The sequence below is a fragment of the Paenibacillus sp. JNUCC 35 genome, from assembly GCF_058269095.1.
Map to the genome: position 1 here is coordinate 311172 of NZ_CM177771.1, position 25264 is coordinate 336435.

The following is a 25264-nucleotide window of genomic DNA, read 5'->3' on the forward strand; positions in this document are numbered from 1 at the left end:
AGCCCCACCCTGGGATTAACCTTCGCTCTTTAACATAAGGGGCGAGGTGATTTTCCATGAACGAAATGATTATTCAGACCTTCGGGTTGTCCAAACAATACAAACTGAGATCTGCTGTGGACAACGTGAATCTCCAAATCCGCAAAGGAGATATTTACGGCTTTCTGGGGCCCAACGGCGCCGGGAAAACGACAACCATACGGATGCTGCTCGGCTTGATCCGCCCGACGAAGGGAACGGTGCAGCTGTTTGGCAAAGATCTGCGCAAGGAAAAGCTGGCGATTCTGCGCAAGGTCGGCTCTTTGGTGGAGTACCCTTCCTACTACGGTCATCTGACCGCTTACGAAAATCTGGAGGCTATCCGCCGTATTCTCGACGTGCCGAAACAGCGGATCGACGAAGTGCTGGCGATTGTCCGCCTGACGAAGGAAGCGAAGCGCCCGGTGAAGGGCTACTCGCTCGGCATGAAGCAGCGTCTGGGCATCGCCGCCGCGCTGCTGGGCAGCCCGGAGCTGCTCGTGCTCGACGAGCCTACGAACGGGCTCGACCCGTCCGGCATCCTGGAGATCCGGGAGCTGATCAAAAGCATGCCGCAGCAGTACGGCGTGACGGTTCTGGTATCGAGCCACCTGCTGAGCGAGGTGGATCAGATGGCCAGCCGCGTCGGCATTATCCGAGGTGGCTCGATGATCTTCGAAGACACGATCGAGAGCCTGCGCAGAAAGGCGGGCGGCCAGATCCGCATTGCGGTGGACGCGCCGCAGCAGGCGCTGCGTACCGCCGCCTCGGCCGGCTGTTTCGCGGTGGCCGACGAGTCTTCGCTTCTTCTCGAGGAAGCTCCCGACGAGAAGATCGCGCAGGTTGTGGCCGGCCTGGTCCAGGCGGGACACTCCGTCTACCGGGTGGAAGAGAAGAAGAAATCGCTGGAAGATTTCTTCCTGGACCTGGTAGGGGAGGGAGACAGCTTATGACCGGCAGAGTACTGGCCGCGGATTTCCTGAAAATCCGCCGGACGCTCGTATGGTTCCTCGTGCTGCTAGGTCCCGTGGGCGTGGTCGGCCTCCAGGCCGTCAACTTTGGCCTGCGTTACGACTATCTGACCAAGCAGTACGCGAATGATCTCTGGTACGCGCTGCTCTCAAACATCCAGTTTCTCGCGGCCCCGGCCCTGCTGCTCGGCATGACGCTGCTGACGTCGATGATCGCGGGCTACGAGCATCAGAGGAATTCCTGGAAGCAGCTGCTGGCCCTGCCGGTTTCCCGCTTCAGCGTCTTCACGTCGAAGCTGCTGCTCGTATTCATCCTGCTGCTCGTGTCGTGCCTCTTGCTGGCGGCCGGATCCGTAATTCTCGGCCTCCTGCTCGGCTTCGGAATGAACGTTCCCGTTATGCACGTCATCCGCATCAGTCTGTTCCCGCTTCTCGCCGGAATCCCGATCCTGTCCGTTCAGCTGTGGTTGTCCGTAGCGGTCCGAAATCAAGCCATCCCACTGACGGCCGGAATTTTGGGAACCGTGCTGACCCTCTTTTCCATCCGGCTGCCGGACTGGTTCCTGTGGAAATGGCCGCTGCTCGTGAACGAGGCCGGACGGCCCGAGCTTAACGTATGGCTTGGAATCGGCACGGGTATCGTCGTGTTCCTGATCGGGCTGACTCACTTTACAAGACAGGATGTGAACTGAGATGGCCGCTTTCTTTAAGATATTGGGTGCGGAATGGCTGAAGCTGCGCAAAACGAACATCTGGCTGCTGATTTTCATCTCCCCGCTGCTCGCTTTTGCGACCGGTCTGGCCCTGCCGGTGCCGGCGAATGAACCCTTGATCGCATGGACGCTTCTGCTGAGCACGATGGCCCTCATTCATGCGATGCTGTTCCTCCCGCTGCTGACCGGCGTGTTCTCGGCTTTCGTGTGCCGCTACGAGCATACGGGCGGGGGCTGGAAGCAGGTGCTGGCGCTGCCGGTTTCGCGCTCCCACCTGTTCATCGCCAAGTTCCTGCTCGTCACCGGGCTGCTCGCCGTCACTCAGCTGCTGTTCCTCGGCGGCTTGATCGGAGCGGGCTTCATCAAAGGGCTCGGAGCAAGCATCCCTTGGAGCCAGCTGCTGTGGCCCGTCTTCGGAGGCTGGCTCGCTACCCTGCCGCTGGCAGCTCTGCAGCTCTGGGTATCCATCGCCTGGGTGAGCTTTGCGGCTCCGCTCGCGCTCAACGTTATCTTCACGCTGCCGAACATTCTGGTAGCCAATTCCGAGACGTACGGTCCGTTTTATCCGTGGGCGCAGCCGTTCCTGGCCATGCTTCCGGCGAGCGAAACCAGCTTGGGAGGGCTTCATGTTTCTTTTGAAACGCTGATCTATGTCATTCTGGGAGGCTTCGTCGTTTTCTTCCTCTCCGGTCTGGGTTATTTTCAAAGAAAAGAAATTGGATGAGATTTTACGGATTTCTCCCAATTTTCTGGATAAATGATAGAATGAGAGAAGGTGCCTGAAAGGTGCATCTTCTCTTTTTTTTCGTTAAGGAAAGGCGGAGGCGCACGGGGCGAAAATTTTTCGGAAAAGCTCCGCAAGGTGTGATTCGATTAAAGAGGTGTTGGCAGTTGAACGGGTTAATCGGACTTTTATGCCTCATTTGGGGTTACAACTGGGTTATCATGAAGCTCGCTAACGGCGTATTTCCCCCGGTGTTGTTCGCCGGGTACCGCTTCGGGGTGGGGGCCGCCGCTCTGCTGCTGTTCTGTCTGTTCAAGAAGGTTCCGCTTCCGTCACGGAAAGATTTGAAATGGTTTATCCTGTGCGGAATTCTCCAGACGGCCTATTTCAATCTGGCGATTCAGATTTCGCTGGAGGATATAAGCGCGGGGCTTACCTCCGTGCTGACGTACAGTATGCCGCTCTGGCTGACGCTGATGGCGCACTTTCTCATTCCGGGCGAAAAGCTTACGACCCGCAAAACGATCGGGCTGATCGCGGGAATCATCGGGATGTTCTTCGCTTTGGATGTGCGCCTCGGAGGAAGCTTCTGGGCCATGCTGCTGGCTTTGTCGTCAGGGCTTGCCTGGGCCGTCTCCAACGTGATCATCAAGCGCAAGCTGGCCCACTGCGACAATCTCCAGTTTACGACCTGGCAGATGGTAGCGGGAGCGGCGGGGCTGTTTCTGTATTCGGCTGTTTTTGAACACGGGGAGAGCCATTGGGGACTTATGCCTGCGGTTTATGTCGGTTTTGCCGGGATTGTCGCTTCCGCGTTCGCTTTCGTCCTGTGGTTCCATATTTTATCGCGCGCCGAGGCGGGGAAAGCTTCCGTTTCTCTGCTGCTGGTACCGGTCATCGGCGTTCTGTCGGGCGTTCTTTTCCTGGGTGAAACTTTGAGGGCGGGCACTGTGACGGGAATCGTTTTCGTGCTGATCGGCATCTGGTTCGTCAATTCTAAAAAGCCGGTCCGTAAGGAAGAGCGTGCGGCCGGATAGCGGGATAGGAGCAAAGGGGATCTCGAACCCCGATTCCTTTTTTTAGAAAATGTGGTCTGAATTTCTGGATCGGGGTAAGTATAGGCTAGAGATGGAAATTGGCGTAAGCGGAGGAGGCGGGGAGCATGTTCGGAAAAGCGATTCTGATTCATAACGGCAGCGCCGGTCAGGCGGAAACGGGCAGCAGACTAGGAGCGGTCATCGGCCCGCTTGCGGCGGGAATTGGAGAGCTTACGCTGGTGCAGACGAAAGAGCCCGGAGATGCGGAGCGGATCTGCCGGGAACGGGGGGAAGAGACGGATCTCGTCCTCGTGTTGGGCGGGGACGGGACCGTCCATGAATGCGTGAACGGGCTGGCGCCGCTTGCCGATCCGCCCGTTGTCGGTATTCTTCCCGGCGGGACATGCAACGATTTCTCCCGGGCACTCTACATTCCCCAGGAACTGGATCGGGCCGCGGAAACTCTTATGCGAGGGAAGACACAGCCGGTAGATATCGGACGGGCGAACGACCGGTATTTCTCGAACTTCTTCGGTATCGGCCTCATTACCGACGCCTCGGTCAATATCAATCCGCAGCTGAAAGGAACGATCGGCAAGCTGAGTTATTTTATCAGCACGCTCCAGACGGTAACGTCCGCAGATCCGTTCCGCTTTACGCTGGAACACGACAGTGGGCGAACAGACGGGGAAGCGGTGATGCTATTCGTCGCCAACGGCCGGTTTCTCGGTACGAGGCCGCTGCCCCTGGCGTCCGATGCTCTGTATGACGGCGTTCTGGATGTGGCGATTATCCGCGAGGCCGGGCTGCCGCTGCTGAAGGAGTTGTTCAAGATCAAAAATTTTGAGGAATGGGATTCCGAGAAGAGCAGCTTCGAGTTCATCCGCACCACTTCCTTAAAGCTAACCACGGATCAGCCTATGCAGGCGGACATGGACGGGGAAATTTATGTGCAGACTCCGGCGAGTATTTCAGTCCTGGGAAAAAAGCTGACTTTTCTCGTGGGGGAAGAACAGCCGTGAAAACAAGCGGCAGCCGTCAGTAAACAGACTGCCGTCTCACTGTGTGAGACCACCGCTGCGCAACGCCGTACCGCGCACCGGGAGCCCTGCAGCGCAGTATGAATAACCGGTGCACGAAATTGTAGAGTGAATGCCTCTGGGATCGAACCGCGGCTTCACCAGGCAGTCTCTCCCGGTTCCCGCGGTATTGAATTGTACGCAAGCTCTTATTCGGCAGACACAAAACGCCCGGATCTCCTCAAAAGAGACGGGCGTTTTCCCTCTTTTCAACCCGAATCCGGAAACTTCTTTGACCCGCTTCGTATGAATGGAGTATAAGGAAGAAATCTCATGATTACGGAGGCTGCCATGGAATCGAAAAAGAAGTTCGGAACCGGATCTACGCTGTTAAGCAGTCTAGGCGTTCTGATGCTTGTCGGGAGCTACCTGATCTCGGAAAATCCTGCCGGAGGTGAATCGGCGGGCATTCGGCTGCTTTTTTATACCGCCATCGGTTCGCTCGCCGCAAGCCTTGTGCTTGGTTATGCAGGCATGCTGAAAGGGGAGCGGGGCTTCCTGCAATTTGCCGCAGCGGGGAGCGTCTTCCTGATCGCCGCGGCTTTGATTGCGGCCCTGCTGATGATGGTTTTAGCCGGGTTCCAGGAGCCTTAGTTTAGCTCGCTAATCTTTGAAGTTCCGTGCTTTTCCGTTGCCGCGAGCTTCTCCCCGGCCCAAAACGCGCCTCTTTCTCATCCTCCGTTTGGTTGTGATGCCCTCAAGACGGGAAAGGGGCCGTTTTTGTGACAGAGCGGCGGCGCGAATTGCATCCGATTATGGTACAATACAGGCATATAAATCGGGGGGAACTCACAACCTAACAGGCAAAAGAAGGGGATAGCAGCTTCATGCGGATCAATAAATTCATTAGCGAAACGGGTATTTGCTCCCGACGAAAAGCGGATGAGCTCGTTCAAGCCGGGCGAGTGACCATTAACGGAGCTCCGGCGGAGCTGGGCAGTACGGCCGAGCCGGGAGACGATGTGAGAATCGACGGCAAGCCGCTGGGGACCAAGAAGAAGTCCGTCTATATAGCGTTGAATAAACCGGTTGGCATCACGTGCACGACGGAACGCCACATTCCGGGCAATATCGTCGATTTCGTGCGGCACCCGGAGAGAATTTTCCCGATCGGCCGTCTGGATAAAGACTCGGAAGGTCTTATCCTCATGACCAATGACGGGGATATCGTCAATAAAATTTTGCGCGCGGAAAATAACCACGAGAAAGAATATATCGTCACCGTGAATCAGCCGATCACGAACTCCTTTGTGCAGGGCATGTCCACGGGCGTCCGCATTCTGGGGACGAAGACGAAACCGTGCAAGGTGACCCGCATCAACGATCACACTTTCCGGATCATCCTGACGCAGGGGCTGAACCGGCAAATCCGGCGTATGTGCCAGGCATTCGGGTATCAGGTACACCGGCTGCAGCGGGTGCGCATCATGAATATCAAGCTGGACGGACTTCCCAAAGGAAAATGGAGAGACCTGAGCGAATCCGAGTTTAGCCGGCTGACGGAGCTGCTGGATTGAAAACGGCGGCAGTGAAGGGCAGCATCTTATCTACATCCACAGGAAGAGGTGCGCGATGGAACAGGCGTCCAGTCCCGGTCAGACTTATAAAATCGTAGATGTATGCCTGCTGGCGGGAAAAATCATGCTCCAGAACGGAGCGGAAACGTATCGGGTGGAAGATACGATGACCCGCATCGCGGCCTCTTACGGCCTTCATCATACCCACAGCTTCGTGACCCCGACGGGCATTATCTTCTCCGTGGACGGCAGCGATCCGACCAAGCTGGTCCGGATCTCCACGCGGTCAACCGATTTGCACAAGGTGACGCTGGTCAACGGGCTCTCCCGCAAAATAAGCGACGGACAGCTTGACCTTCAGGAAGCGCACCGGCTGCTTCTCAAGGTGGATAAGGCCAATCTGGCCTACCCCGTGGCTATCCAGATTGCGGCGGCGGCCGTGTCCAGCGGCTGTTTTACGATCATGTTCAACGGCGGGTGGCCCGATTTTCTTCCGGCCGTCGTCACAGGCGGTCTGGGTTTTATCGGGTTCCTTATTTTCCACCAGTATGTGCAGATCAAGTTCGTAGCCGAGTTTCTGGCTTCCTTTATTATCGGCATGCTGGCCTCTCTGTTTATATGGACCGGGCTCGGACAGGAGCTGGACAAAATCATCATCGGCTCCGTTATGCCGCTTGTTCCGGGCCTGCTGATCACGAACGCCGTGAGGGATTTGATGGCGGGCCATCTCGTGTCCGGCTTGTCCAAGGGCGCGGAAGCTTTCTTGACGGCGTTTGCGATCGGAGCCGGTATCGCGGTCGTCTTTTCATTTTATTAACGGAGGAATCCTTCAATGATTGCACAACTCGTGACGAGTTATATCGCCTCCGCCGCCTTCGGCATTATTTTTAACGTTCCCCGGAATACCTTGATCCAGTGCGGTTTCGTCGGGATGATGGGCTGGCTCGTATACGTCACTCTTGTGCGGAGCGATACCAACGCCATTGTGGCCACCTTGGCCGCGGCGTTCTTCGTGACGGTGATATCCCGGGTTTTCGCCCGTCTCTACAAGACCCCCATTATCGTTTTCAGTGTGGCGGGGATCATTCCTCTCGTTCCGGGAGGCATGGCCTATGATGCGATGCGTTCTTTCGTGGAAAACGATTATAGTCTTGCCGTTCAGCTCGCCGCCAAAGCGTTTATGATTTCCGGTTCGATTGCCGCCGGTCTTATTTTTTCCGAGGTGATGAACCAGCTTTTTAAAAGGCCGAAGGCCTAGCTCGGGCAAGAAAATGAGGCAAGAAAATGAAGGATTGCCGCCTTTTGCTGCCGCAACCGAGACCATCCGTTGAGTTCACGCGGGTGGTTTTTTCATCTGAAGGCCCGGCTCGAAGCCAAAAACCCGCAAATTTTGTTCGGATTCGGGAACGCGGTGGTCCAAACCTTGTTTGCGGACGAGGAGAAGGACGTCAAAGGATTAAGGGGCGGCGGCATACGGTATTGAGCCTGCCCGCAGCTTTTGCCCATCACCCTCTCGAGGCCCGGCGGAGGCCGGTTTTGATGAAATTCTTTCTTGAAGACCTGTCCCTTCTGGCAATAAAATTCGAGGGATTATTGGAATAAACAAGCATGTATACCTGCTTAAGGAGCGGGGGCGCAGAAAGAAGTGATTTTTGTCACAAATTATTCACATGTGTAAAAAATTGTTTTTCTCTTGTCATCAAGACGGAGGTATAATAGGAGTACATAGGGTTCCGTTTCGACCTGTTCGACATTTTTCCCGATCTTGCAAGTAATGGACTCGCAGCCAAGAAAAACCTTCTTCCTTTTATGTGAAAAATGTTACAATCTTATCAGGCCGCGTGGGTTCATTTATCACGAATAGGGAAACTTATGCGAAGACAGAAGACGTCTCGATGGCTAGGCAGGGATCGAAAAATAAACGGGCTTCTATTTCAAAGCAAAGGAGGACGTTAGCTTATGTCAGAAACATCCAATCAAACCCCAAGCACTACCGAAAAAAGGGAAACGCAGGATGTCCTTGATCAGTTGATGAAGCCAGAGGTTCAGGAGTCTTTAACCGTTCTCGTGGAGAATCTGCCGAAATTGGCGGAAATGGTTACGATTCTTACCAAAGCTTACGATTTGGCTCAAAGCGTTGCGAGCGACCAAGTTCTGATCGACGACCTCAAAGGCGGTATGAACGAGTTTGTTAAGCCGATCACCGAGAAAGCCAAAGGCGTAGCTGCCGCTGCAATCGAAGCAAACGATCGCGCTCAAGCGGAACATTCCTCGATCGGTCTGTTCGGACTTCTCAAAATGCTGAAAGACCCGCAAGTACAAAAGACATTCCGTTTCGTACAGGCATTCTTGGATGTTCAAGCCGAACGGCAGCAACAGCGTTAAATCATAAGGTAAGCTGAAACAAGAATGGAGGATGAGTATGTCCAAGCATATTTTGATCTTAGGTGGCGGTTACGGCGGCTTGCTCAGCGCACTGACAGCCCGTCAACACTTGACTGCGGAAGAAGCTACGATTACGGTTGTTAACCGTTTTCCTACGCATCAAATCATTACCGAGCTGCACCGCCTGGCTGTAGGTAATCTGCACGAGAAAGCAGTTGCCCTGCCTCTGGAAAAGCTCCTGCGCGGCAAAGACATCAACCTGGAAATCGGCACGGTCGAAACGATTTCCGCGGACAGCAAGCGCGTCATCCTGTCGAACGGCAAATCGTTCGATTACGATAAGCTCGTCGTTGCCCTGGGCAGCGAAACGGCGTTCTTCGGCATTCCTGGCCTCCAGGAACACAGCTTCACGCTGAAATCCGTTAACGACGCCAACCGCATCCGCGAGCACGTGGAAGCACGCATCGAAGCTTACAGCCAGACCAAGAACAAAGCGGACGCGACATTCGTAGTCGGAGGCGGCGGTCTGACCGGTATCGAGCTTGTGGGCGAACTCGCCGACATGCTGCCTGGCCTGTGCCGCAGCAAAGGCGTCGATTTCAACGACGTCTCCCTGTACTGCGTAGAGGCGGCTCCTTCCATCCTGATGGGCTTCCATCCGGAACTGATCGAGCGCGCTACGACAAGCCTGCAGAAGCGCGGCGTAACGTTCCTGACGGGCGTTGCGATCACCGAAATGCAGGAATCCGTCGTTTCCCTGAAAGACGGAAGCACAATCGAAACCAGCACGCTCGTCTGGACAGGCGGCGTACAAGGCACTCCGGTTGTCGCTAACTCCGGCATCGAAGTGAACCGCGGCCGCGCGACGGTCAACGAGTTCATGCAGTCCACGTCCCACCCGGACGTATTCCTTGCAGGCGACTGCGCCGTGGTCTTCCCGGCCGGTGCCGAGCGTCCTTATCCGCCAACCGCACAACTGGCTTGGCAGATGGGCGAAGTGGTCGGTTACAACCTCTTCGCAGCACAGAAAGGCGCACCGATGGACGTCTTCACGCCTGTATTCTCCGGTACACTCGGAAGTCTGGGCCGCAAAGACGGAATCGGTTCGATCGGCGGCAACCAAACCCGCCTGAAAGGCCTGCCTGCATCGCTCATGAAGGAAGCAAGTAACATCCGTTACCTGTCTCACATTCATGGCCTGTTTGCACTGGCTTACTAAGAGCGGTCCGGAATCTTTCCGGAATCAACCGGTCTGAACATAAGTCCCGGCATTCTCCTTAGGGGGAGTGGCGGGGCTTTTTTTCATGCTTTTTTGAGGGGAGAAGACTTGTCCGGTTCCGCAAAAAAAGCCCGCTTAAAGAGCGGAGACGCTTCTTTAAACGGGTTACATAAGGGGGATAGTCCGGCCGCTGTGAAGGCCTGTTTTTATTTAATCACGAGCTGATCGCCGGTTACGGTGACGTCGGCCTTCAGCGCCTTGGAGAAGAAGGCGGCGGGCACATACATGTTGCCGTCTTCTTTAATGACGGCCGCTTCGCCAAGGGAGAACGGAGCCATCTTGTTGATGGTGTACGCATCTTTTCCCTTGTAAACGCTTGTCCATACCGCGCCTTTGGACAGCTCGGCGGCCCATTGCTCCTGGTTCCATTTAAGCTGGAAGCCCAGCTTCTCGGCTGTAACGCGCAGGGGAACCATGGTGGTACCTGCCGCTGTGGTGTAGAGAGAGCCCTGCTTCGCCGATAGTACTTCACCGCCCACTACTAGACGTGAGGGTGCGGAGGCATTTCCTCCCTGAGCGATGGGGACGGAGAACTCCTGGATGCCTGCCGCATAAGGGGCGATATCGTAAGGCGAGAACACGATAACCGCTTGACCGTCCTTGATCTGGAAGGACTGCGTGTCGGTAATGCCGGAGAACGCGTCCTCGAAGAAATCATCCGGATGCTTGGCGATTTCCTGACGGATCTGCTTGTCGATAATCGCTTTATAATTCTCCCCGAATAAATCTTTCAGCTCAATTTTCTGAGCTTCTTCCGCATTCAGGACGTTATAGGTATCCACACGGGGCATTCCGTGAGCGCCCCCCGTATAAACGGAGGTTACCACTCGAAGCGACAGACGGTTCGCATCTTCCTGACCGCCCGATGCGCTTACTTCAACTACCGAATCGACCGAATAAGGCATTGCCAGCTCGCTTGCGGAACCGTTGGCGGCAGCCAAGTCACCTTGAGCCTGTTTGCGCACTGCCTCCACATCTTTCATGGCATGACGGTAAATAATATCGTTAAGCTCGTCCTGATATTGCGTATCTTTCATTCCCTGTATAACGGGAATCTGAAGATTGACGCTCAGTTCGGGGGCTTCTTCCTTTATTTCTTTGGTTGTCACCTGTACAGCTCCATTTTTAACTGAAGCTGGTGCGGATACGGGTTCCGCCGCAGCGGACACAGAAGCGGCCGCAGGCGCCTGTACCGCGCTGTCCGCGTAAGAAGTTCCGGCTGAGGCCGCCAGCAGACAGGAGCCTGCCAGGCCGAGTGTCAGAAGCTTGAATGATTTTTTCATAATAAGTATCCCTCCTAGGTTGTCCGGTTTTATTATAGGCACCCCTTGCATCAAGGTGGGTTACAGAGAGGTAACATTACCCATCTGGAGCCAAACTGTAACCGGATTTTAACTTTTTAAGGACACGGACGAAGGGTTCCGGGATGATCGGACGTTAGATTATTTCCGGTGTCTTTCTCCTGAAAGTTTCAGCGTTCGGAAACAAAAGTTTAATGGAGAAGTCTGGGAAGGACATGCTATAATCGGTTTTATGGACTTTGAATAACGGTGGATATTTTCAGACCACGGCGCAGCTTCCCGAAAGGGGGTGAGGCCGATGGTCGCACTTGTGGCGTTTTATGACGTACTGCGCTGGACCGTAACGTTACTGAGCCTTGTGTTCGGTATCCGTAAGCTCTACCGCTGGGCGCGTCGTAAATTCCGGAACAAGCGAAAAAACCACCGCTAAGTAGGTTAGGAGACCTCATCGGTGGTTTTCGCTTGCATTTCATTTAGTTGTGCTTGCGCGCCGTGGTGTTCCACAGCCTTTCGGGTCCTAAAGAGTTTTCACCGCGCCAACGGTGAAGGCTCTTTTTAGTATAGATAGCAAAAAGAAACTTTATACACTAATTCAGTACTACGTTAAACGCAGTGTTATACACAGTATAGCATAATTTTTGGAACGAGAGAAGTTGGTTGAGTGTGTAGTTCATATAAACTATCACCCCTGTTGTGGGCATGAATGGACTTGAACGAGATGTATAATATTCCTCGCCATTGTCGATTTTGAAAAATAGGCTGTTCAAGCCGGAGTTGACAAAACCGACAACCTGTAACTATAATAGTTACATGTAAGAGGCAATGTACTACGAAATCATTATCCGGGAGGAATCCGTTATGAAAATAGCTATTATCGGCGCAAGCGGCAAAGCCGGCAGCCGTATTTTGAAAGAAGCGCAGGACAGAGGGCATGAAGTTACCGCAATCGTAAGAGACGCGGCTAAAGTAAGCGCGGAAGGCGCAGCCCTTCTGGAAAAGGACCTGTTCGATCTGACCGCATCCGATCTGAAAGCATTCGATATCGTCGTTAACGCTTTCGGAGCGGCGCCGGGCCAGGAACATCTCCATGTAGACGCGGGCAACGTGCTGATCGAAGCACTGAAAGGCACTCCGGAGACGAAATTGATCGTCGTCGGGGGAGCGGGCAGCCTGTTCGTGGACGAAGCGAAAACGACGCGCGTGCTGGAAACGCCGGATTTCCCGTCCGCCTATTTTGCGACGGCTTCAAATCAGGGCAAAAACCTGGAGATTCTGCAAAACACCGAGGGAATCAAATGGACGTTCGTCAGTCCGTCCGCTATCTTCGCACTCGGCAAGAGAACAGGGCAGTACCGTACGGGCAAGGATAACCTGCTCGTTAACTCCAAAGGCGAAAGCTATGTGAGTTATGAAGATTATGCGGCCGCCGTTTTGGATGAGATTGAACAGCCGAAGCATATAAATGAGCGTTTTACTGTCGTATCCGAATCTTAATGAATTGTCAGAACCGCCCGTGCACTGCGCACCGGCGGTTTTTTGCTTTTGCCGGGAACAGGTAAAAAAGAGAAGCTCGTGACTTTTGAAAAGGAGGGGAGTATGGTGGATAATAGAACTATTCCCTAGCGGTTTACTTATCGTTTACGAGAACGGACAGGTGAGACAGGATGCCCATTTCACGAAAATATATAAGCAAGTACTGGAAGCCCTTCAGCGCTGCGGTCGCTTTTCTGACACTGGAAGCCTTGTGCGATCTCACGCTGCCGACGCTGATGTCCAAAATCATCGATGTAGGCGTAGCGGGCAAACAGATGGATTACGTGTGGCGGATAGGCGGCGTTATGCTGCTGGTAACCGCGCTGGGGGCCATTTCGGCGTCGATCCGCAATGTGATCTCGAGTCATGTCTCGCAGAAGTTCGGGGCCGAGCTGAGGTCGGATTTATTCCGCAAAATCCAGTCCCTGTCTTTTGAAAATATTGACCGGTTCGATCGGGCGTCACTGGTCACCCGGTTGACCAACGACGTTACGCAGGTTCAAATGTTCGTGAACGGCCTGATGCGCGTATTCGTCAAAGCGCCGCTGCTCTGCATCGGAAGCTTGATTATGGCGGCGCGTCTGAATCCGCCGCTCTCCGTCATTCTGGCTGTTGTCGTTCCCGTGGTCGGCATCCTGATCGCAATCAATATGAAGGTGGGCTTTCCTTACTTTATCAAGGTGCAGCAGGCGCTCGACCGGGTTAACGGGATTATGCGGGAGTATTTGTCCGGTGTCCGGGTCGTCAAAGCCTTCAACCGGTTCGGTTACGAAGTCGGCAAATTCGGCGGAGCGAACGAAGAGTACCGTTCCCGGTCGGTTACAGCCATGCGGGTCATGTCGGCCTTTAACCCGGGGATTACGCTGACCGTTAATTTCGGGATTGTGGCTGTCTTATGGCTAGGCGGTCTTCGTGTAGATCAGGGCCAGATGCAGGCCGGGCACATTATCGCTTTCGTCAATTACATGACGCAGATTTTGTTCTCGCTCATGCTGATTTCCATGGTGTTCAACATGTTTGTGCGCGCGCGGGCTTCCGCGGGCCGGATCGGCGAAATTTTCGCGGAGGAGAATACGATGGCTGCGCAAATTCCGGCCACAGCGGCAGCCGGCGGAGGCGCGGCAAGCTCCGAGGATAAGCCGGCATCAGGTACGCAGACGGGAATGCGGACCGGTACGCATTCGGGGGCGCGGCCAGCCCCGCAGACCGGCGGGACAACGACCGGACAGACAGCCCCACAGCCGGGGGCCTTGGCTAACCCGGCCTATCCGGGAGGCTTCACGGCCGGCGGCCGAAACCCGGATGCTGCGGCTCCATCCGCCCCGCAGACCGGGGGAAGCGTCGAGTTCGAGAACGTCACGTTCTCGTACGAGGGAACATCCGGCGAGCCGGTGCTGAGGCGGATCACCTTCTCCTGCGAGCCCGGACAGACCGTCGGCATCATCGGTTCCACGGGCTCCGGCAAAAGCACGCTCGTCAGCCTCATTCCCCGGTTCTATGACGCGGTGTCCGGAACCGTCAAAGTGAACGGTACCGATGTCAGAGAACTGGAGCCGAGCCGCCTGCGCGAGAAGATCGCCGTCGTGCCCCAGAAAACCGTGCTGTTCACCGGCACGGTGGCCGATAATCTCCGCTGGGGCAAAGAAGACGCCTCGCCGGAGGAGATGGAGCATGCGGCCCGGATGGCCGAGGCCCACGAGTTCATAGCCGCTTCGCCCGAAGGCTATGAAACCAGGCTCGGGCAGGGAGGCGTGAACTTCTCCGGCGGCCAGAAACAGCGGCTTTCGATTGCGCGCGCCATCGTGAGAAAGCCGGAGATTCTTATCCTCGACGACTGCACTAGCGCCGTCGATGCCGCCACGGAAGCGCGGATCAAGGACGCGCTGAAGAAATACGCCGAGGGGCTCACCTGCCTGCTGATCGCCCAGCGGATCACGTCCGTCATGGACGCGGATAAAATCGTCGTGCTGGACCGCGGCGAGATTGTAGGCTCCGGCACGCATGACGAGCTGCTCGGAAGCTGCCGAGTCTACCGGGAAATCTTCCAGTCGTAAATGGGAAAGGAGGTCGGTTGACATGGCAGCTTCCCAAGAACGGCCGGGCGGCCAGAACCCTCCCGGCAGCCCCGTGACAGTCTCGCCCAGAGGAGGGCCGGGGCACGGAGGAATGCGCGGCCGCGGACCGGTCGTGAAGCCGAAGAACTTCAAAGGGACCTTGCGCAGGCTGTGGGCTTATTTCGGCAGCGAGCGGAAGCTGCTGACGGTCGTTTTCGCCCTGATTCTGATCGGAGCGGCTCTCACTCTGGTGGGGCCTTATCTGATCGGGGTCTCCGTGGATGCGATGTCTCATCCGGAACAAGGCGTCGATTTCGGCATCCTGAAGACGATGGTACTGGTCCTCTTGCTGGCGTACCTCATCGACGCGGTGTTCACCTTCCTCCAGAGCTGGCTTATGGCAGGTGTATCGCAGCGGATTGTGATGCGGCTGCGGGGAGCTCTTTTCGCCAAGCTTCAGAAGCTTCCGGTCGCTTACTTCGATACCCGGCCTCACGGGGAATTGATGAGCCGCCTGTCCAACGATATCGACAATGTGAGCAGCACGATTTCGCAGTCCACCACGCAGCTTATGAGCGGCATCATTGCGATTGTCGGCTCTCTGACGATGATGCTCGTGCTCAGTCCGACGCTGACGCTGGCCAGCCTGGTTACCGTGCCGATCCTGTTCGTGCTGACCCGGACCATTACGAAGAAAACAAGCGTCCTGTTCAAAAACCAGCAGATCCAGCTCGGCAAACTGAACGGACATATTGAAGAGACCATATCCGGTCTCCAGGTCGTCAAAGCGTTTAATCACGAAGAAAAGGCGATTGCGGAGTTCGAACAGGTTAATGCGGAGCTGTGCGAGGTAGGGCTCAAGGCGCAAATCCGCTCCGGATTCCTGATGCCTCTGCTTAACGTCATTAATAATATCGGCTTTGCCGCTGTAGCCCTGGTCGGGGGGATTCTCGCCGTGCGCGGGGATATTACCGTCGGGGTTATCGCGAGTTTTTTAAGCTATTCGCGGCAGTTTGTCCGGCCGTTGAACGATCTCGCCAATATTTTCAATATTCTCCAGTCCGGTGTGGCGGGGGCGGAGCGGGTGTTCGAGGTCATAGACGAGAAAGAGGAGCCCTCCGATTCCGTGGAGGCTGTCGAGCTTCTTCATCCGAAGGGACACGTCGTTTTTGAACATGTAAGCTTCGGCTACCGCCCGGATGTGCCCATTCTGAAAAACGTAAGCTTCGATTCCGCCCAAGGCAGCTCCACGGCGCTTGTCGGCCCGACGGGGGCGGGCAAGACGACTATCGTCAACCTTTTGACAAGGTTTTACGATGTTACCGGGGGGCGCATTCTGATCGACGGGCGGGATATCCGCGAGTATACGCGGGACAGCCTGCGGAGGACGTTCGGTATCGTGCTCCAGGATACGTACCTTTTCTCGGGGACGATCAAGGAAAATATCAAGTACGGCAGGCCGGATGCCACGGATGCCGAGGTCGAAGCCGCAGCCGCCATGGCTAACGCGGACGTGTTCATTAACCGGCTTCCCGCGAAATACGAAACCCTCCTGTCGGAGAACGGCGGGAATTTAAGCCAGGGCCAGAGGCAGCTTCTTGCGATTGCCCGGGTCATTCTGGCGAAGCCTTCTATCCTCATTCTGGACGAAGCGACCAGCAGCATCGACACGCGTACGGAGCTTCATATCCAGGATGCGCTGCTCAAGGTTATGCAGGACCGGACCAGCTTTATTATCGCGCACAGGCTGAATACAATCCGGGATGCGGATACCATTATGGTCATCGACCACGGAGAAATTGTGGAAAAAGGCGCGCACGACTCGCTGATCGGACAGCAGGGCGTGTATTCCCGGATGTTTTACAACCAGTTCAAAAATGTAGAAGGCGCCGTCTAAAAAACGATGCCCGGGTACATGGTCTGAAAACGATCCGGGAGATAGCGAAAATGTTCCTTGTGGAACAATTTACGCCGTTAAGGATCGAAAGCTTGCCAATCGGAAGGAGAGAGCTGTTATGCTGTTTTATTTCACTGCCGCCTTGGTTGCAGCTGTCGACCAGTTTGCGAAAGCTTTGATCCGCGCCACGATGGCGGTCGGGGAATCCGTTCCGTTCTGGGGGAGCATGGCGCTTACGCATTATGAGAACAGCGGGATGGCCGGAAGCAGGTTTCAGGGATACGCGCGCGTATTTGCCGTACTGGCGGTTGTGTTCATCGCCATTGTGCTTTACTATCGCCGCAAAGGGGAAATCCAGGGCCCGCTGATGGATGCGAGCATGGGATTTCTGACGGGAGGCGCAGCGGGAAATGCCATCGACCGTTTCTGGTTCGGCAAAGTGACGGATTTTCTTGAATTCCGTCCCGGCGGGGGCATTCTGAATCTGGCCGATATCGCGATTAACATCGGCGTTGTTCTTTTCCTGATCGGGGGCATTCTGGACTACTACCGGAAAAAGCAGAACCCGCTCGCCGCCGGGGAAGAGCAGGGGTGACCCGGTCTGCTTTTCGTTTGATTTTTCTCACGGCAGGGTTCCGCAAAACAGAGGTTTTGTAACATCACCGGGATTTGCAGGTGCGGCCGCTCTTTTCAAGGCAATTATCGTCGTCAATAATGAAGGTGTATAAAGACTTTTCCGGTCTGCGGAGGAGTCTTTTTTTACGAACAGGGTTTGGTGTTTTGTCTAAAGGTCTTGAATCAGACAATGTTCGTCTCTCAGTTCCTCCCGGTTTCCTATGGTTGGGAAATAATCCGGAGGATGATATAATCGGCAGATAGAACGAACGTTCGCGGAACGGGTATTTATAAAAAAGGGCGGTGAGGGAATGAGCGGTGAAGTAAGAATTTCAGTCCGTACTCTGGTGGAATATGCTTACCGGAGCGGCAGTATCGAATCCGGCTTCCGGACCGCCACGGCATTAACCGAAGGAACCAAGGCCCATCAGAAGGTGCAGAAAACTTACGGGGACAGCGACCAGAAAGAAGTTTTCCTGCAAACGGAAATCCTCTTAGACGGGATGGTATTTATGCTGGAGGGCCGCTGCGACGGGCTGCTTTTCGATGATGACGGCGGTGAGGTTACGATTGACGAGATCAAATCTTCGACGGGCGATCCCCGGCTTGTGGAGGAAAACCGCCATCCCGTTCACTGGGCCCAGGCGGTCTGTTACGCCTATATGTATGCGCGGCAGAACGGTAGGGACCACATGAAAGTCCAGCTGACGTATGTCCAGGTCGGGACGGAGGAACAGCAGCGGTACGTCAGGGAATATTCCTATAACGAAATGGAGGCCGCCGTGCTGGAAGCCGTGCGTCTTTATGCTCCTTACGCGGCCATGCAGCTGCAGAACCGCCGGGAACGGGACGCCAGCATCAGGGAGCTGCCCTTTCCCTATCCGGCCTACCGGGAAGGACAGCGGCAGTTCGCCGGATCGGTCTACAAAACGATCAAAGACGGCCACAAGCTGTTCGCGAATGCGCCTACCGGCACGGGCAAAACCATTTCGACCCTTTTTCCGTCCGTTAAAGCGGTGGGTGAAGGACTGCTCCAGCGGATTTTTTATCTGACGGCGAAGACGCTGACGCGTACGGCCGCGGAGGAAGCTTTTTCCCTCATGATCGAACGGGGTCTTCATATGCGTACCGTCACGCTGACGGCGAAAGACAAGATTTGTTTCCGTGAAGAGGTGGATTGCAGGAAGGAAATGTGCGAGTTTGCCGACGGGTATTATGACCGGGTGAACGGGGCTGTCCTGGACATGCTGTCCCATGAAAAGCTGATGAACCGGAGCGTCATCGAGAAATACGCGCGCAAGCACAAAGTGTGTCCGTTCGAGTTTTCGCTTGATGCGGCTTATGCGGCCGACGCGGTTATCTGCGACTACAATTATATTTTCGACCCTAAAGTATATCTCAAGCGGCTTCCGGAGGAAGTGAAAAAGCAGACGGCGCTTCTGATCGACGAGGCGCACAATCTTGTGGACCGCGGCAGAGAGATGTTTTCCGCCGAGTTGACGAAAGCCCCTTTTCTGCAGCTGAAAAGGGATTTCAAGGGGCGGAACTCCGCCGTGGAAGCCGCGGCCAAGGCCGTGAACGACTATTTCATCGCCTTCCGCAAGGAACAGGGCAGCGGCGGAAGCTTCGTGCTCCGGGAAGTGGCGGAAGAGCTGCCGGTCCTGCTGGAGGCGTTCGCGCAGCAGGCGGAGCGGGAGCTCTCCGCTCCCGGGCAGGGCGGCGAGGCGCAGGAGCTTCTGCTCGACACCTACTTCGCGGTGCAGAGCTTTCTGCGCACGGCGAAGTATTACGACGAGCGGTATGTGACTCTCGCCGAGGTGCAGCGCAGCGATGTGCGGCTCAAGCTGCTCTGCCTGGACCCTTCCGCGCTGCTGGCGCAGATGGGGAAAGGGTATCGGGCGCATGTGTTCTTCTCCGCCACACTGTCGCCTTTTTCCTACTACATGGATATGCTGGGCGGCGGAGAGGACGATTACACGGTGGCGATTCCGTGGCCGTTCCGGCAGGAGCAGCTCGATGTATGGATCGAGCCGCTTTCCACCCGCTACAAGGACCGGGACAAGACCAAGCTGCCGATCTCGCGGCTTCTGGGAAAGCTCGTCCGCGAGAAACCGGGCAATTATCTCGTCTTCTTCCCTTCTTACGAATACATGCGGGAGGTGGCCACTCTTTTCCTGGAACAGGAGAGGGGGCCGCAATCCGGCGCAGCGGTTAACGGAGAAGCGGGCGGCACAGAAGCGGCTTCGGGGACTGCTTCCGGAGACGGCATAGAGGCCGGCGTGACGGGTACGGTAAAAGCCGGCTTGGCTGATGATTTAATAAGCGGCGGTTCGGAAGCCGGCTTAAACAACGGCCCCGGAACCGGACTGTCCATCGGCGCTTTAGCGGGCATGGAAACCGATGCCTCAACCGATACGGGAACCCGAACGGAGCTCACCGTGGATGATACCGGTGGAATTGCCGGCGGCGCACCCGAAAAAAGCCTTTTCGAAGCGGTGGAAATCTTGCTTCAAGACCGGCTGCCGGCTTCGGATGAGAGCGGCGGCGGGTCTATCCTAGCGGAGGGAGCGAGTACCGGCGGCTCCGGCGATGAAGCCGGAAGCGGGGACCGCGGAAGCCGCATGCTGCGCATCCTGGTCCAGCAGCCGTCGATGCCGGAGGAGGAGCGGGAATCCTTTCTCGCATCCTTCCGGGCGGACTCTTCCCGCACTCTGATCGGCTTTGCCGTCATGGGCGGGATTTTCTCCGAAGGCATCGACCTGAGGGGCGACCGGCTTACGGGCGTGGTCGTGGTGGGTGTAGGGCTACCCCAGGTAGGGCCGGAGCGGAATTTGATCAAAGAGCATTTTGACCGGGACGGCCGAAGCGGCTTCGATTACGCGTATGTATTCCCGGGCATGAATAAAGTCATGCAGGCCGGCGGCCGTCTGATCCGGACGGAGAACGACTATGGAACGCTGGTCCTGATCGACGACCGCTTCCTGCAAAGGCGCTACCAGTCTCTTCTCCCGCCAGAGTGGCGGCATTTTACGATCCCCGGTCAGAAGAATGAACGGGCTCATTAGCTTTTTAGACTATTTGTCAGCATTCTTCTCGTATTTATCCTGGTGTTCTTTCTTCATGCGGATATAGTCTTCGTCCTTCTTCGCGATTTCCCATTGAGCTTTAAATATAGCGGCGGACTCCGCTTTTACGGGATCGTTCTGGTAGGGCAGGATCGAACCGTCTTCTTGGGAATATTTCCGGCCTCCCTTGTGGTTCGTGTAACGCCTGGCGCGCGTATAGCCCATCTGGAGAAATTTTCTCGCCATGTCCATTCCGATAAAATCACCTGATTTTTTATAATCCAGAAACAGGTCATAAATTTTCCCGGAAGATTCCTTCGCGATTTCCGGCGTTTTAAACCGCCAGTGCGGCAAAATCTCGCTCTTATAGGGCTCGACGAGCAGGACGCCTTGTTCTCCGCGGCCTACGGTGTACAGCTCCGGTTTTTTACGGAGGTCCAGATGCTCGTAATCCAGCGAATAGTCGAATTTTTTAGCCATGAGGGACGCTCCTTCCGATATCTTTGGATAGATTGGGCTTGAGGTAAAAGCACAAAAAAAGACCACGCGAGTGTTTCGCGTAGTCTTTTTTACCCTGTAAGTCAGGTTAGCTTAGGGTTAAGCCCGTTTGCTTCCCATAGAACGCAGGATCAGGCTGACGATGAATACCAGTACGATACCACCGATCAAAGCAGGGAAGAAGTAGAATCCTCCGACTTCAGGACCCCAGTTGCCAAGCAGCAGACCGCCGAGCCATGCGCCCAAGAAACCTGCGATAATGTTGCCGATAATGCCGCCGGGAATATCTTTACCGATAATCATGCCGGCTAACCAACCGATGATACCACCGATAATTAATGACCATAAGAAACTCATCTAGATTACCTCCTAAATGTTTATGTTTTAGTTTGTGTTACCTGGTTGCTTAGTATTAACCTCATTGCTTTTTCTTTAATCAGGTTTGCAAAAGTTACCACGAAAATTGTTTTCCTAAAAGAATTGGAAAATAACTTGCACTTGGAAATTGCCTATGGTAAGATGAAGTCAATCGAGTATTTGAAACCTGGAATTCACTTATTATAAAGGGTTATCATTTGTGAGATGGAGCCTTTTATAATATGTGAATTTTTATTTGCTTCAAGAGTAAAAAGAACATGTTAAATTTAATTTCTAGGAGGTACCACACATGCAAACTGGTACAGTTAAATGGTTCAACGCTGAAAAAGGCTTTGGTTTTATCGAAGTTGAAGGCGGCAACGATGTATTCGTACACTTCTCCGCAATCCAAGGCGAAGGCTTCAAGTCCCTGGACGAAGGCCAACGCGTTGAGTTCAACGTAGTTCAAGGCAACCGCGGACCGCAAGCTGAGAACGTTGTTAAGCTGTAATTTCAGCTAAACGAAAGAAGCTGTTCACAACCTTATGTTGTGGACAGCTTCTTTGTTTTATCCCGGGAAATGATGGGGCTCTTATTTGATTTTGCCGATGGATAAACTGACTTTATAATTGCCGTACTTCAACAAATCGTCGAGGAAGGCATTGAGATCCTCGTTGCTTCCGACCTGCACACGCAGCCAGTAACAGCCCTCTCCGCTGACACGGTGGGCTTCCAGAATGCGGGAGTCGCGGGAGGCGAACGTTTGCAGATCACCGTGGGCGTTTTGGGATTTCAGAAATACCGTGACCATGGCGTGCACCGTAAGGCCGAGCTTTTCCGGATTCCACTTGAGGGTCCGTCCCTCGATAATGCCCCAGTCTTCCAGCTTCCGTATTCTTGCTCCTACCGCCTGGCCGGTCAAATGAACCTTGAGGCCGATCTCTTTATTCGAGCGGGTCGCCTCCTCCAGAAGGCACTGCAAAATCTTGTGATCCGTCTCATCAATGCTGAACATGTCCATCCGCCTTCCGAATACTTTCATGGTGAAAAAGGGACAACCTCAGATCTTTCACGGGGTTCTTTCCGGAGCCGCTCCTCTTTTTATAAAATTGTATCAAATCCTTTTTTAAAAAGATATTGGTACTTATGGAGGCGATTTTATGAAAATCCGTTTGATACGCAACGCAACGCTGTGGCTGGAATACGGAGGCCGGCGCATTCTCGTGGATCCGATGCTGAGCGGAGCCGGGGCCAACCCGCCGATCCCGAACACGGCCAACGACCGACGCAACCCGCTCGTGCCGCTTCCGGTACCCGTGGAAGAGCTGCTGGAGCCGGACCTGGTGCTGATCACGCATCTGCACCCTGATCACTGGGACGCGGAGGCCGCCGGAAGGCTGCCCAAGGGAACGCCCGTCCTGTGCCAGCCGGGGGACGCGGAGCCGCTTGCGGAGCAGGGCTTCACGGCCGTATCGGCCGTAGAGGAGGAGACGGCCTGGCGCGGTCTGCGCATCGCGCGTACATCCGGCCAGCACGGAACCGGCGACATCGGCGCAGCCATGGGTCCGGTGTCGGGCTTCGTGCTCCGCGCGGAAGGAGAGCCGGCGGTCTATATCGCCGGCGATACGATCTACTGCGCCGAAGTGGCGGAGGCGCTGGAGAGGCATCGGCCTGCGGTAACGGTCGTGAACGCAGGCGGGGCCCTTTTCACGGCCGGCGATCCGATCACGATGACGGCCGACGATGTGGTCGCCGTTTGCCGCAAAGCGCCGCAAACGCGGGTGATCGCCGTGCACATGGAGGCGATCAATCACTGCCTCCTGACGCGCGAGGCTCTTCTTGCGCGCCTGGAGGAGGAGGGGCTGTCGGAACGGACCGACGTTCCGGCGGACGGGCAGTGGCTCGAGGCCGCGGGAGCCGCGACCAACTAAACAAAGCATGCCCGGGTCTTAAAACCGGGGCATGCTTTGTTTTTCTTTTGCCGCTGCTTCTCCTGCCGACGGTTAGGGCCCGCTACCGGGCGGTAAAGGTATACCGGTATGTAACGAGTGTGTCCGACGTGTAGTAGTTGTCGAGCTTTTTTTTCTCGCCGGGTGTGATTATGACGTTGTCATACGATTTTTCATGAACGACTTGTCCTTGGGCATCATAGGTAGTGAAGGTCAGGCTGCCCTGGAATGTATACGAGGAGCTGTAATTTCCGACATATACCCGGATATCGTAAGAGTCGTCTTCGGAAAAAGCGCTCGCGGCAACGGCCAGACGGTCGATATCTTCCCGGACCTCGGACTTGCTCATCCGTTCCCGGTAATGTCGGTCGAGCTCCGAACGCATCGACTCGTCGATTTTATGGGCCCCGTGGGTGATGGCGGCGATCGGAATGGTCGAAGCGATGTACAAAAGGAGCACGGCTCCGCCGGCGCTGCGGAGGATCGTCCGCTTGTCGTAATCGCCCGCGATAAGGGCGATAAAAGTTGAACCAGTAAAATTTGCGAATGTCAGGCTCGAATAAACCGCGAAGGAGAAATTCCGATGGCTGTTTTACGACCGTATTTGTACAGTGAAAATGCGAGGGAGCAGGGAGAGTTTTATGCCCGGGCCCTCCAAGGGGAAATTGTGAGCATTCAAACTTTCGGGGATGCACCCGTCCAATACGGGCAGGACCGCGACCGGGTGATGCATCTGGTGCTACAGGCGTGCGGGCTAACGTTCTACATGGCGGATGGCGATGGGGTAGAGAGGGGCAGCGGACTGGACCTTACGCTTGAATTCGGCACCGATGCCGAAGCGGAGCAGGTCTTCGGCGCACTTTCGGAGGGCGGCAAAGTCCTGATGCCTCTGCAGAGGATGTTCTGGGGCACGATGTTCGGCAGGATCGAGGATGCCTACGGCGTCCGCTGGCAGATTGCGACGGAGTCTGCGATTAATCAGGTTGAGGCTTGACAGGAAAACCAAAGTCAGCTAGACTAACTTATATAACAAGGTAGTTATCGATAAAGACTCCTTGTTTTCTTTCTTGGTTACTACATTGTAATGCAAGTTAGAAGCACAAATGAATAAGTGCGGATTGAGGGGATGATTTACATTTCTACGTACACACAGATGTTAAAGGGGATCCTGGAGGGGTGTATTCTCGCAATCATCTCGCAGAATGAAGTCTACGGTTACGAACTGTCCCGGAAGCTTCAGGAAAGCGGATTCGACTATGTCAGCGAAGGAAGCATTTATCCGCTGCTGCTCCGCATGCAGAAGGAGAAATGGATTGAGGGCTATATGAAGGCCGACAGGCGTTCCGGAGGCCCTCCAAGGAAATATTACCGGCTTACGAAAGCGGGCGGGGAGGTGCTGGCTCAGTTCCATGACAACTGGAGCGCAATGAAGCGGAGTGTGGATCACATTTTAGAAGGAGGGCAATCTCGATGAATACAAGTCAAATGAGTGCTGAAAATGCCAAGCTGCAGCAGCAGCTCAATGAGGAAAATAAAAAGTACTACGGAGGCATGCTTGTTTATATCCGCACGAGCGATATCGATGAGAGACAGGGGGAAGAACTGCTCCTTGAAATGCTTCAGCACTTGCTGCAGGCGCAGAAGGAAGGACGCAGCGCCCGCGTCGTATTCGGAACCGATCCTCTCGAATACTGTAAGGATCTTGTTTCCCAGCTGCCTTCTCGGGGACGAGCGGAGCGGTTCCGCATGGTTGTTATGATCCCCTGGATCACCCTTACCTGGATGTTCCTGGCCTACGCCGTTACCGGCTTTTTAACGATAATGGCGGGTGCCGGGATCGGGCGAATGAACGAAGTCAGCCCGGCTTTTCTGTTTATTGCCGCCGTTGACTCTATCCTTGTGGTGAAGGTGGTTCTTGCTCTGATGAATAAAACCGCCTTTAACGGGAGCGAGCGTAAATTTCGTCTGCTTTTCCTGCTGCTGTACATCGTAAGTATCGGAGCGGTGACTGCTGCCGGGTTGCTTTTAAAGCCTTACCTGCCTGTCTTTACCGTATCGCCCTGGATTTCTTTGCTGATTTTTGCGGCCGGATATGCCGGACAGAAAGTGATGTTTGGTGGCAGGGGAAAAAGGAGAGGAATGGGGGCTGCGGGATAGATTCCGTTCTCAGGATGAAATAAACCGTAACGGAGTCATCATTCTAAAGGATGATTCCGTTTTTTTCTTAGTAAAAAAATGGTCTGTAAGCGTTGACATAACCGATTTTACCGCT

The 25264-nt window shown here is 54.9% G+C and carries 28 protein-coding genes; 23 read left to right on the plus strand and 5 right to left on the minus strand.

Annotated features, from left to right (window positions below; translation table 11 throughout):
* The first annotated feature begins 56 nt into the window (after nt 1-56).
* The 12 genes from AC2TF6_RS01500 to AC2TF6_RS01555 all read left to right on the plus strand — a co-directional run bounded on the left by AC2TF6_RS01500 (nt 57) and on the right by AC2TF6_RS01555 (nt 9663).
* Nucleotides 57-971, plus strand: a complete 915-nt coding sequence (locus AC2TF6_RS01500; protein ID WP_413006473.1) for an ABC transporter ATP-binding protein — start codon at nt 57-59, stop codon at nt 969-971.
* Complete coding sequence (locus AC2TF6_RS01505; protein WP_491309679.1) at nt 968-1681, plus strand: ABC transporter permease; 714 nt, start codon at nt 968-970, stop codon at nt 1679-1681. The genes AC2TF6_RS01500 and AC2TF6_RS01505 overlap by 4 nt, the downstream gene beginning before the upstream one ends.
* Nucleotide 1682: 1 nt before the next feature.
* Nucleotides 1683-2426 (plus strand): ABC transporter permease, encoded by a 744-nt coding sequence (locus AC2TF6_RS01510; protein ID WP_491309680.1) that lies wholly within the window; start codon nt 1683-1685, stop codon nt 2424-2426.
* Nucleotides 2427-2593: 167 nt separating this feature from the next.
* Nucleotides 2594-3463, plus strand: coding sequence for a DMT family transporter (locus AC2TF6_RS01515; RefSeq protein WP_009675967.1), 870 nt, complete (start codon nt 2594-2596; stop codon nt 3461-3463).
* Nucleotides 3464-3588: 125 nt separating this feature from the next.
* Nucleotides 3589-4485, plus strand: a complete 897-nt coding sequence (locus AC2TF6_RS01520) for a diacylglycerol/lipid kinase family protein (RefSeq protein WP_491309681.1) — start codon at nt 3589-3591, stop codon at nt 4483-4485.
* A 330-nt stretch (nt 4486-4815) separates the two neighbouring features.
* Nucleotides 4816-5136, plus strand: a complete 321-nt coding sequence (locus AC2TF6_RS01525) for a hypothetical protein (RefSeq protein WP_491309682.1) — start codon at nt 4816-4818, stop codon at nt 5134-5136.
* Nucleotides 5137-5369: 233 nt separating this feature from the next.
* On the plus strand, nt 5370-6059 hold the full coding sequence (gene rluF / locus AC2TF6_RS01530; RefSeq protein ID WP_491309683.1) for a 23S rRNA pseudouridine(2604) synthase RluF: 690 nt from the start codon (nt 5370-5372) through the stop codon (nt 6057-6059).
* Between the two features lie 55 nt (nt 6060-6114).
* Entirely contained in the window at nt 6115-6876 is a 762-nt protein-coding gene (locus AC2TF6_RS01535) for a threonine/serine exporter family protein (RefSeq protein ID WP_491309684.1), read from the plus strand.
* Nucleotides 6877-6891: 15 nt separating this feature from the next.
* Nucleotides 6892-7317, plus strand: coding sequence for a threonine/serine exporter family protein (locus tag AC2TF6_RS01540; protein ID WP_491309685.1), 426 nt, complete (start codon nt 6892-6894; stop codon nt 7315-7317).
* 69 nt (nt 7318-7386) lie between these two features.
* Nucleotides 7387-7542, plus strand: coding sequence for a hypothetical protein (locus AC2TF6_RS01545; protein WP_491309686.1), 156 nt, complete (start codon nt 7387-7389; stop codon nt 7540-7542).
* A gap of 476 nt (nt 7543-8018) precedes the next feature.
* Nucleotides 8019-8444 carry a DUF1641 domain-containing protein gene (locus tag AC2TF6_RS01550; protein ID WP_491309687.1) on the plus strand — a complete coding sequence of 142 codons (426 nt, stop codon included), beginning with the start codon at nt 8019-8021 and terminating at the stop codon, nt 8442-8444.
* Between the two features lie 37 nt (nt 8445-8481).
* Nucleotides 8482-9663 carry an NAD(P)/FAD-dependent oxidoreductase gene (locus tag AC2TF6_RS01555; protein WP_491309688.1) on the plus strand — a complete coding sequence of 394 codons (1182 nt, stop codon included), beginning with the start codon at nt 8482-8484 and terminating at the stop codon, nt 9661-9663.
* Between the two features lie 206 nt (nt 9664-9869).
* Here the strand turns inward: AC2TF6_RS01555 and AC2TF6_RS01560 are convergent, their stop codons facing one another.
* Nucleotides 9870-11006: a stalk domain-containing protein gene (locus tag AC2TF6_RS01560; RefSeq protein ID WP_491309689.1), complete on the minus strand. Its 1137-nt coding sequence runs from the start codon at nt 11004-11006 to the stop codon at nt 9870-9872.
* A 316-nt stretch (nt 11007-11322) separates the two neighbouring features.
* Between AC2TF6_RS01560 and AC2TF6_RS01565 the strand changes: the two genes are divergently transcribed.
* The 6 genes from AC2TF6_RS01565 to AC2TF6_RS01590 all read left to right on the plus strand — a co-directional run bounded on the left by AC2TF6_RS01565 (nt 11323) and on the right by AC2TF6_RS01590 (nt 20188).
* On the plus strand, nt 11323-11454 hold the full coding sequence (locus tag AC2TF6_RS01565; protein ID WP_491309690.1) for a hypothetical protein: 132 nt from the start codon (nt 11323-11325) through the stop codon (nt 11452-11454).
* A 428-nt stretch (nt 11455-11882) separates the two neighbouring features.
* Entirely contained in the window at nt 11883-12518 is a 636-nt protein-coding gene (locus AC2TF6_RS01570) for an NAD(P)-dependent oxidoreductase (RefSeq protein WP_491309691.1), read from the plus strand.
* A 170-nt stretch (nt 12519-12688) separates the two neighbouring features.
* Nucleotides 12689-14611 carry an ABC transporter ATP-binding protein gene (locus AC2TF6_RS01575; RefSeq protein WP_491309692.1) on the plus strand — a complete coding sequence of 641 codons (1923 nt, stop codon included), beginning with the start codon at nt 12689-12691 and terminating at the stop codon, nt 14609-14611.
* 22 nt (nt 14612-14633) lie between these two features.
* A complete protein-coding gene (locus AC2TF6_RS01580) occupies nt 14634-16508 on the plus strand; it encodes an ABC transporter ATP-binding protein (protein WP_491309693.1) in 1875 nt (624 codons plus the stop codon).
* A gap of 118 nt (nt 16509-16626) precedes the next feature.
* The gene (lspA, locus tag AC2TF6_RS01585) at nt 16627-17103 is read left to right on the plus strand and encodes a signal peptidase II (RefSeq protein ID WP_491309694.1); all 477 of its coding nucleotides are present in this window, start codon (nt 16627-16629) and stop codon (nt 17101-17103) included.
* A 331-nt stretch (nt 17104-17434) separates the two neighbouring features.
* Entirely contained in the window at nt 17435-20188 is a 2754-nt protein-coding gene (locus AC2TF6_RS01590) for an ATP-dependent DNA helicase (RefSeq protein ID WP_491309695.1), read from the plus strand.
* Between the two features lie 9 nt (nt 20189-20197).
* On the opposite strand, the gene AC2TF6_RS01595 is transcribed toward AC2TF6_RS01590, so the two are convergent.
* Both AC2TF6_RS01595 and AC2TF6_RS01600 read right to left on the minus strand, forming a co-directional pair.
* The gene (locus AC2TF6_RS01595) at nt 20198-20668 is read right to left on the minus strand and encodes a DUF4385 domain-containing protein (protein ID WP_491309696.1); all 471 of its coding nucleotides are present in this window, start codon (nt 20666-20668) and stop codon (nt 20198-20200) included.
* Nucleotides 20669-20785: 117 nt separating this feature from the next.
* Complete coding sequence (locus AC2TF6_RS01600) at nt 20786-21043, minus strand: GlsB/YeaQ/YmgE family stress response membrane protein (protein WP_009675854.1); 258 nt, start codon at nt 21041-21043, stop codon at nt 20786-20788.
* A 310-nt stretch (nt 21044-21353) separates the two neighbouring features.
* Here AC2TF6_RS01600 and AC2TF6_RS01605 point away from each other — a divergent pair, with 310 nt between their 5' ends.
* Nucleotides 21354-21554: a cold-shock protein gene (locus AC2TF6_RS01605; RefSeq protein ID WP_016423690.1), complete on the plus strand. Its 201-nt coding sequence runs from the start codon at nt 21354-21356 to the stop codon at nt 21552-21554.
* 81 nt (nt 21555-21635) lie between these two features.
* Here AC2TF6_RS01605 and AC2TF6_RS01610 read toward each other — a convergent pair whose 3' ends face one another.
* Nucleotides 21636-22058 (minus strand): Lrp/AsnC family transcriptional regulator, encoded by a 423-nt coding sequence (locus tag AC2TF6_RS01610; RefSeq protein WP_491309697.1) that lies wholly within the window; start codon nt 22056-22058, stop codon nt 21636-21638.
* A 145-nt stretch (nt 22059-22203) separates the two neighbouring features.
* On the opposite strand from AC2TF6_RS01610, the gene AC2TF6_RS01615 reads away from it, so the two are divergent.
* Nucleotides 22204-22974, plus strand: coding sequence for an MBL fold metallo-hydrolase (locus AC2TF6_RS01615; protein ID WP_491309698.1), 771 nt, complete (start codon nt 22204-22206; stop codon nt 22972-22974).
* Nucleotides 22975-23056: 82 nt separating this feature from the next.
* On the opposite strand, the gene AC2TF6_RS01620 is transcribed toward AC2TF6_RS01615, so the two are convergent.
* Nucleotides 23057-23443, minus strand: a complete 387-nt coding sequence (locus AC2TF6_RS01620) for a hypothetical protein (protein ID WP_491309699.1) — start codon at nt 23441-23443, stop codon at nt 23057-23059.
* Between the two features lie 132 nt (nt 23444-23575).
* On the opposite strand from AC2TF6_RS01620, the gene AC2TF6_RS01625 reads away from it, so the two are divergent.
* The 3 genes from AC2TF6_RS01625 (at nt 23576) to AC2TF6_RS01635 (ending at nt 25149) form a co-directional block, all read left to right on the plus strand.
* The gene (locus tag AC2TF6_RS01625; protein WP_491309700.1) at nt 23576-23986 is read left to right on the plus strand and encodes a VOC family protein; all 411 of its coding nucleotides are present in this window, start codon (nt 23576-23578) and stop codon (nt 23984-23986) included.
* Between the two features lie 132 nt (nt 23987-24118).
* On the plus strand, nt 24119-24466 hold the full coding sequence (locus AC2TF6_RS01630; RefSeq protein ID WP_491309701.1) for a PadR family transcriptional regulator: 348 nt from the start codon (nt 24119-24121) through the stop codon (nt 24464-24466).
* Nucleotides 24463-25149: a DUF1129 family protein gene (locus AC2TF6_RS01635; RefSeq protein WP_491309702.1), complete on the plus strand. Its 687-nt coding sequence runs from the start codon at nt 24463-24465 to the stop codon at nt 25147-25149. Before AC2TF6_RS01630 ends, AC2TF6_RS01635 begins: the two co-directional genes overlap by 4 nt.
* Nucleotides 25150-25264: the final 115 nt, after the last annotated feature.

Coding starts and splice junctions, on each gene's coding strand:
- AC2TF6_RS01500 (WP_413006473.1), top strand. CDS start 57: ATGAACGAAATGATTATTCAGACCTTCGGGTTGTCCAAACAATACAAA.
- AC2TF6_RS01505 (WP_491309679.1), top strand. CDS start 968: ATGACCGGCAGAGTACTGGCCGCGGATTTCCTGAAAATCCGCCGGACG.
- AC2TF6_RS01510 (WP_491309680.1), top strand. CDS start 1,683: ATGGCCGCTTTCTTTAAGATATTGGGTGCGGAATGGCTGAAGCTGCGC.
- AC2TF6_RS01520 (WP_491309681.1), top strand. CDS start 3,589: ATGTTCGGAAAAGCGATTCTGATTCATAACGGCAGCGCCGGTCAGGCG.
- AC2TF6_RS01525 (WP_491309682.1), top strand. CDS start 4,816: ATGATTACGGAGGCTGCCATGGAATCGAAAAAGAAGTTCGGAACCGGA.
- rluF (WP_491309683.1), top strand. CDS start 5,370: ATGCGGATCAATAAATTCATTAGCGAAACGGGTATTTGCTCCCGACGA.
- AC2TF6_RS01535 (WP_491309684.1), top strand. CDS start 6,115: ATGGAACAGGCGTCCAGTCCCGGTCAGACTTATAAAATCGTAGATGTA.
- AC2TF6_RS01540 (WP_491309685.1), top strand. CDS start 6,892: ATGATTGCACAACTCGTGACGAGTTATATCGCCTCCGCCGCCTTCGGC.
- AC2TF6_RS01550 (WP_491309687.1), top strand. CDS start 8,019: ATGTCAGAAACATCCAATCAAACCCCAAGCACTACCGAAAAAAGGGAA.
- AC2TF6_RS01555 (WP_491309688.1), top strand. CDS start 8,482: ATGTCCAAGCATATTTTGATCTTAGGTGGCGGTTACGGCGGCTTGCTC.
- AC2TF6_RS01560 (WP_491309689.1), bottom strand. CDS start 11,006: ATGAAAAAATCATTCAAGCTTCTGACACTCGGCCTGGCAGGCTCCTGT.
- AC2TF6_RS01565 (WP_491309690.1), top strand. CDS start 11,323: ATGGTCGCACTTGTGGCGTTTTATGACGTACTGCGCTGGACCGTAACG.
- AC2TF6_RS01570 (WP_491309691.1), top strand. CDS start 11,883: ATGAAAATAGCTATTATCGGCGCAAGCGGCAAAGCCGGCAGCCGTATT.
- AC2TF6_RS01575 (WP_491309692.1), top strand. CDS start 12,689: ATGCCCATTTCACGAAAATATATAAGCAAGTACTGGAAGCCCTTCAGC.
- AC2TF6_RS01580 (WP_491309693.1), top strand. CDS start 14,634: ATGGCAGCTTCCCAAGAACGGCCGGGCGGCCAGAACCCTCCCGGCAGC.
- lspA (WP_491309694.1), top strand. CDS start 16,627: ATGCTGTTTTATTTCACTGCCGCCTTGGTTGCAGCTGTCGACCAGTTT.
- AC2TF6_RS01590 (WP_491309695.1), top strand. CDS start 17,435: ATGAGCGGTGAAGTAAGAATTTCAGTCCGTACTCTGGTGGAATATGCT.
- AC2TF6_RS01595 (WP_491309696.1), bottom strand. CDS start 20,668: ATGGCTAAAAAATTCGACTATTCGCTGGATTACGAGCATCTGGACCTC.
- AC2TF6_RS01600 (WP_009675854.1), bottom strand. CDS start 21,043: ATGAGTTTCTTATGGTCATTAATTATCGGTGGTATCATCGGTTGGTTA.
- AC2TF6_RS01605 (WP_016423690.1), top strand. CDS start 21,354: ATGCAAACTGGTACAGTTAAATGGTTCAACGCTGAAAAAGGCTTTGGT.
- AC2TF6_RS01610 (WP_491309697.1), bottom strand. CDS start 22,058: ATGTTCAGCATTGATGAGACGGATCACAAGATTTTGCAGTGCCTTCTG.
- AC2TF6_RS01615 (WP_491309698.1), top strand. CDS start 22,204: ATGAAAATCCGTTTGATACGCAACGCAACGCTGTGGCTGGAATACGGA.
- AC2TF6_RS01625 (WP_491309700.1), top strand. CDS start 23,576: ATGGCTGTTTTACGACCGTATTTGTACAGTGAAAATGCGAGGGAGCAG.
- AC2TF6_RS01630 (WP_491309701.1), top strand. CDS start 24,119: ATGATTTACATTTCTACGTACACACAGATGTTAAAGGGGATCCTGGAG.
- AC2TF6_RS01635 (WP_491309702.1), top strand. CDS start 24,463: ATGAATACAAGTCAAATGAGTGCTGAAAATGCCAAGCTGCAGCAGCAG.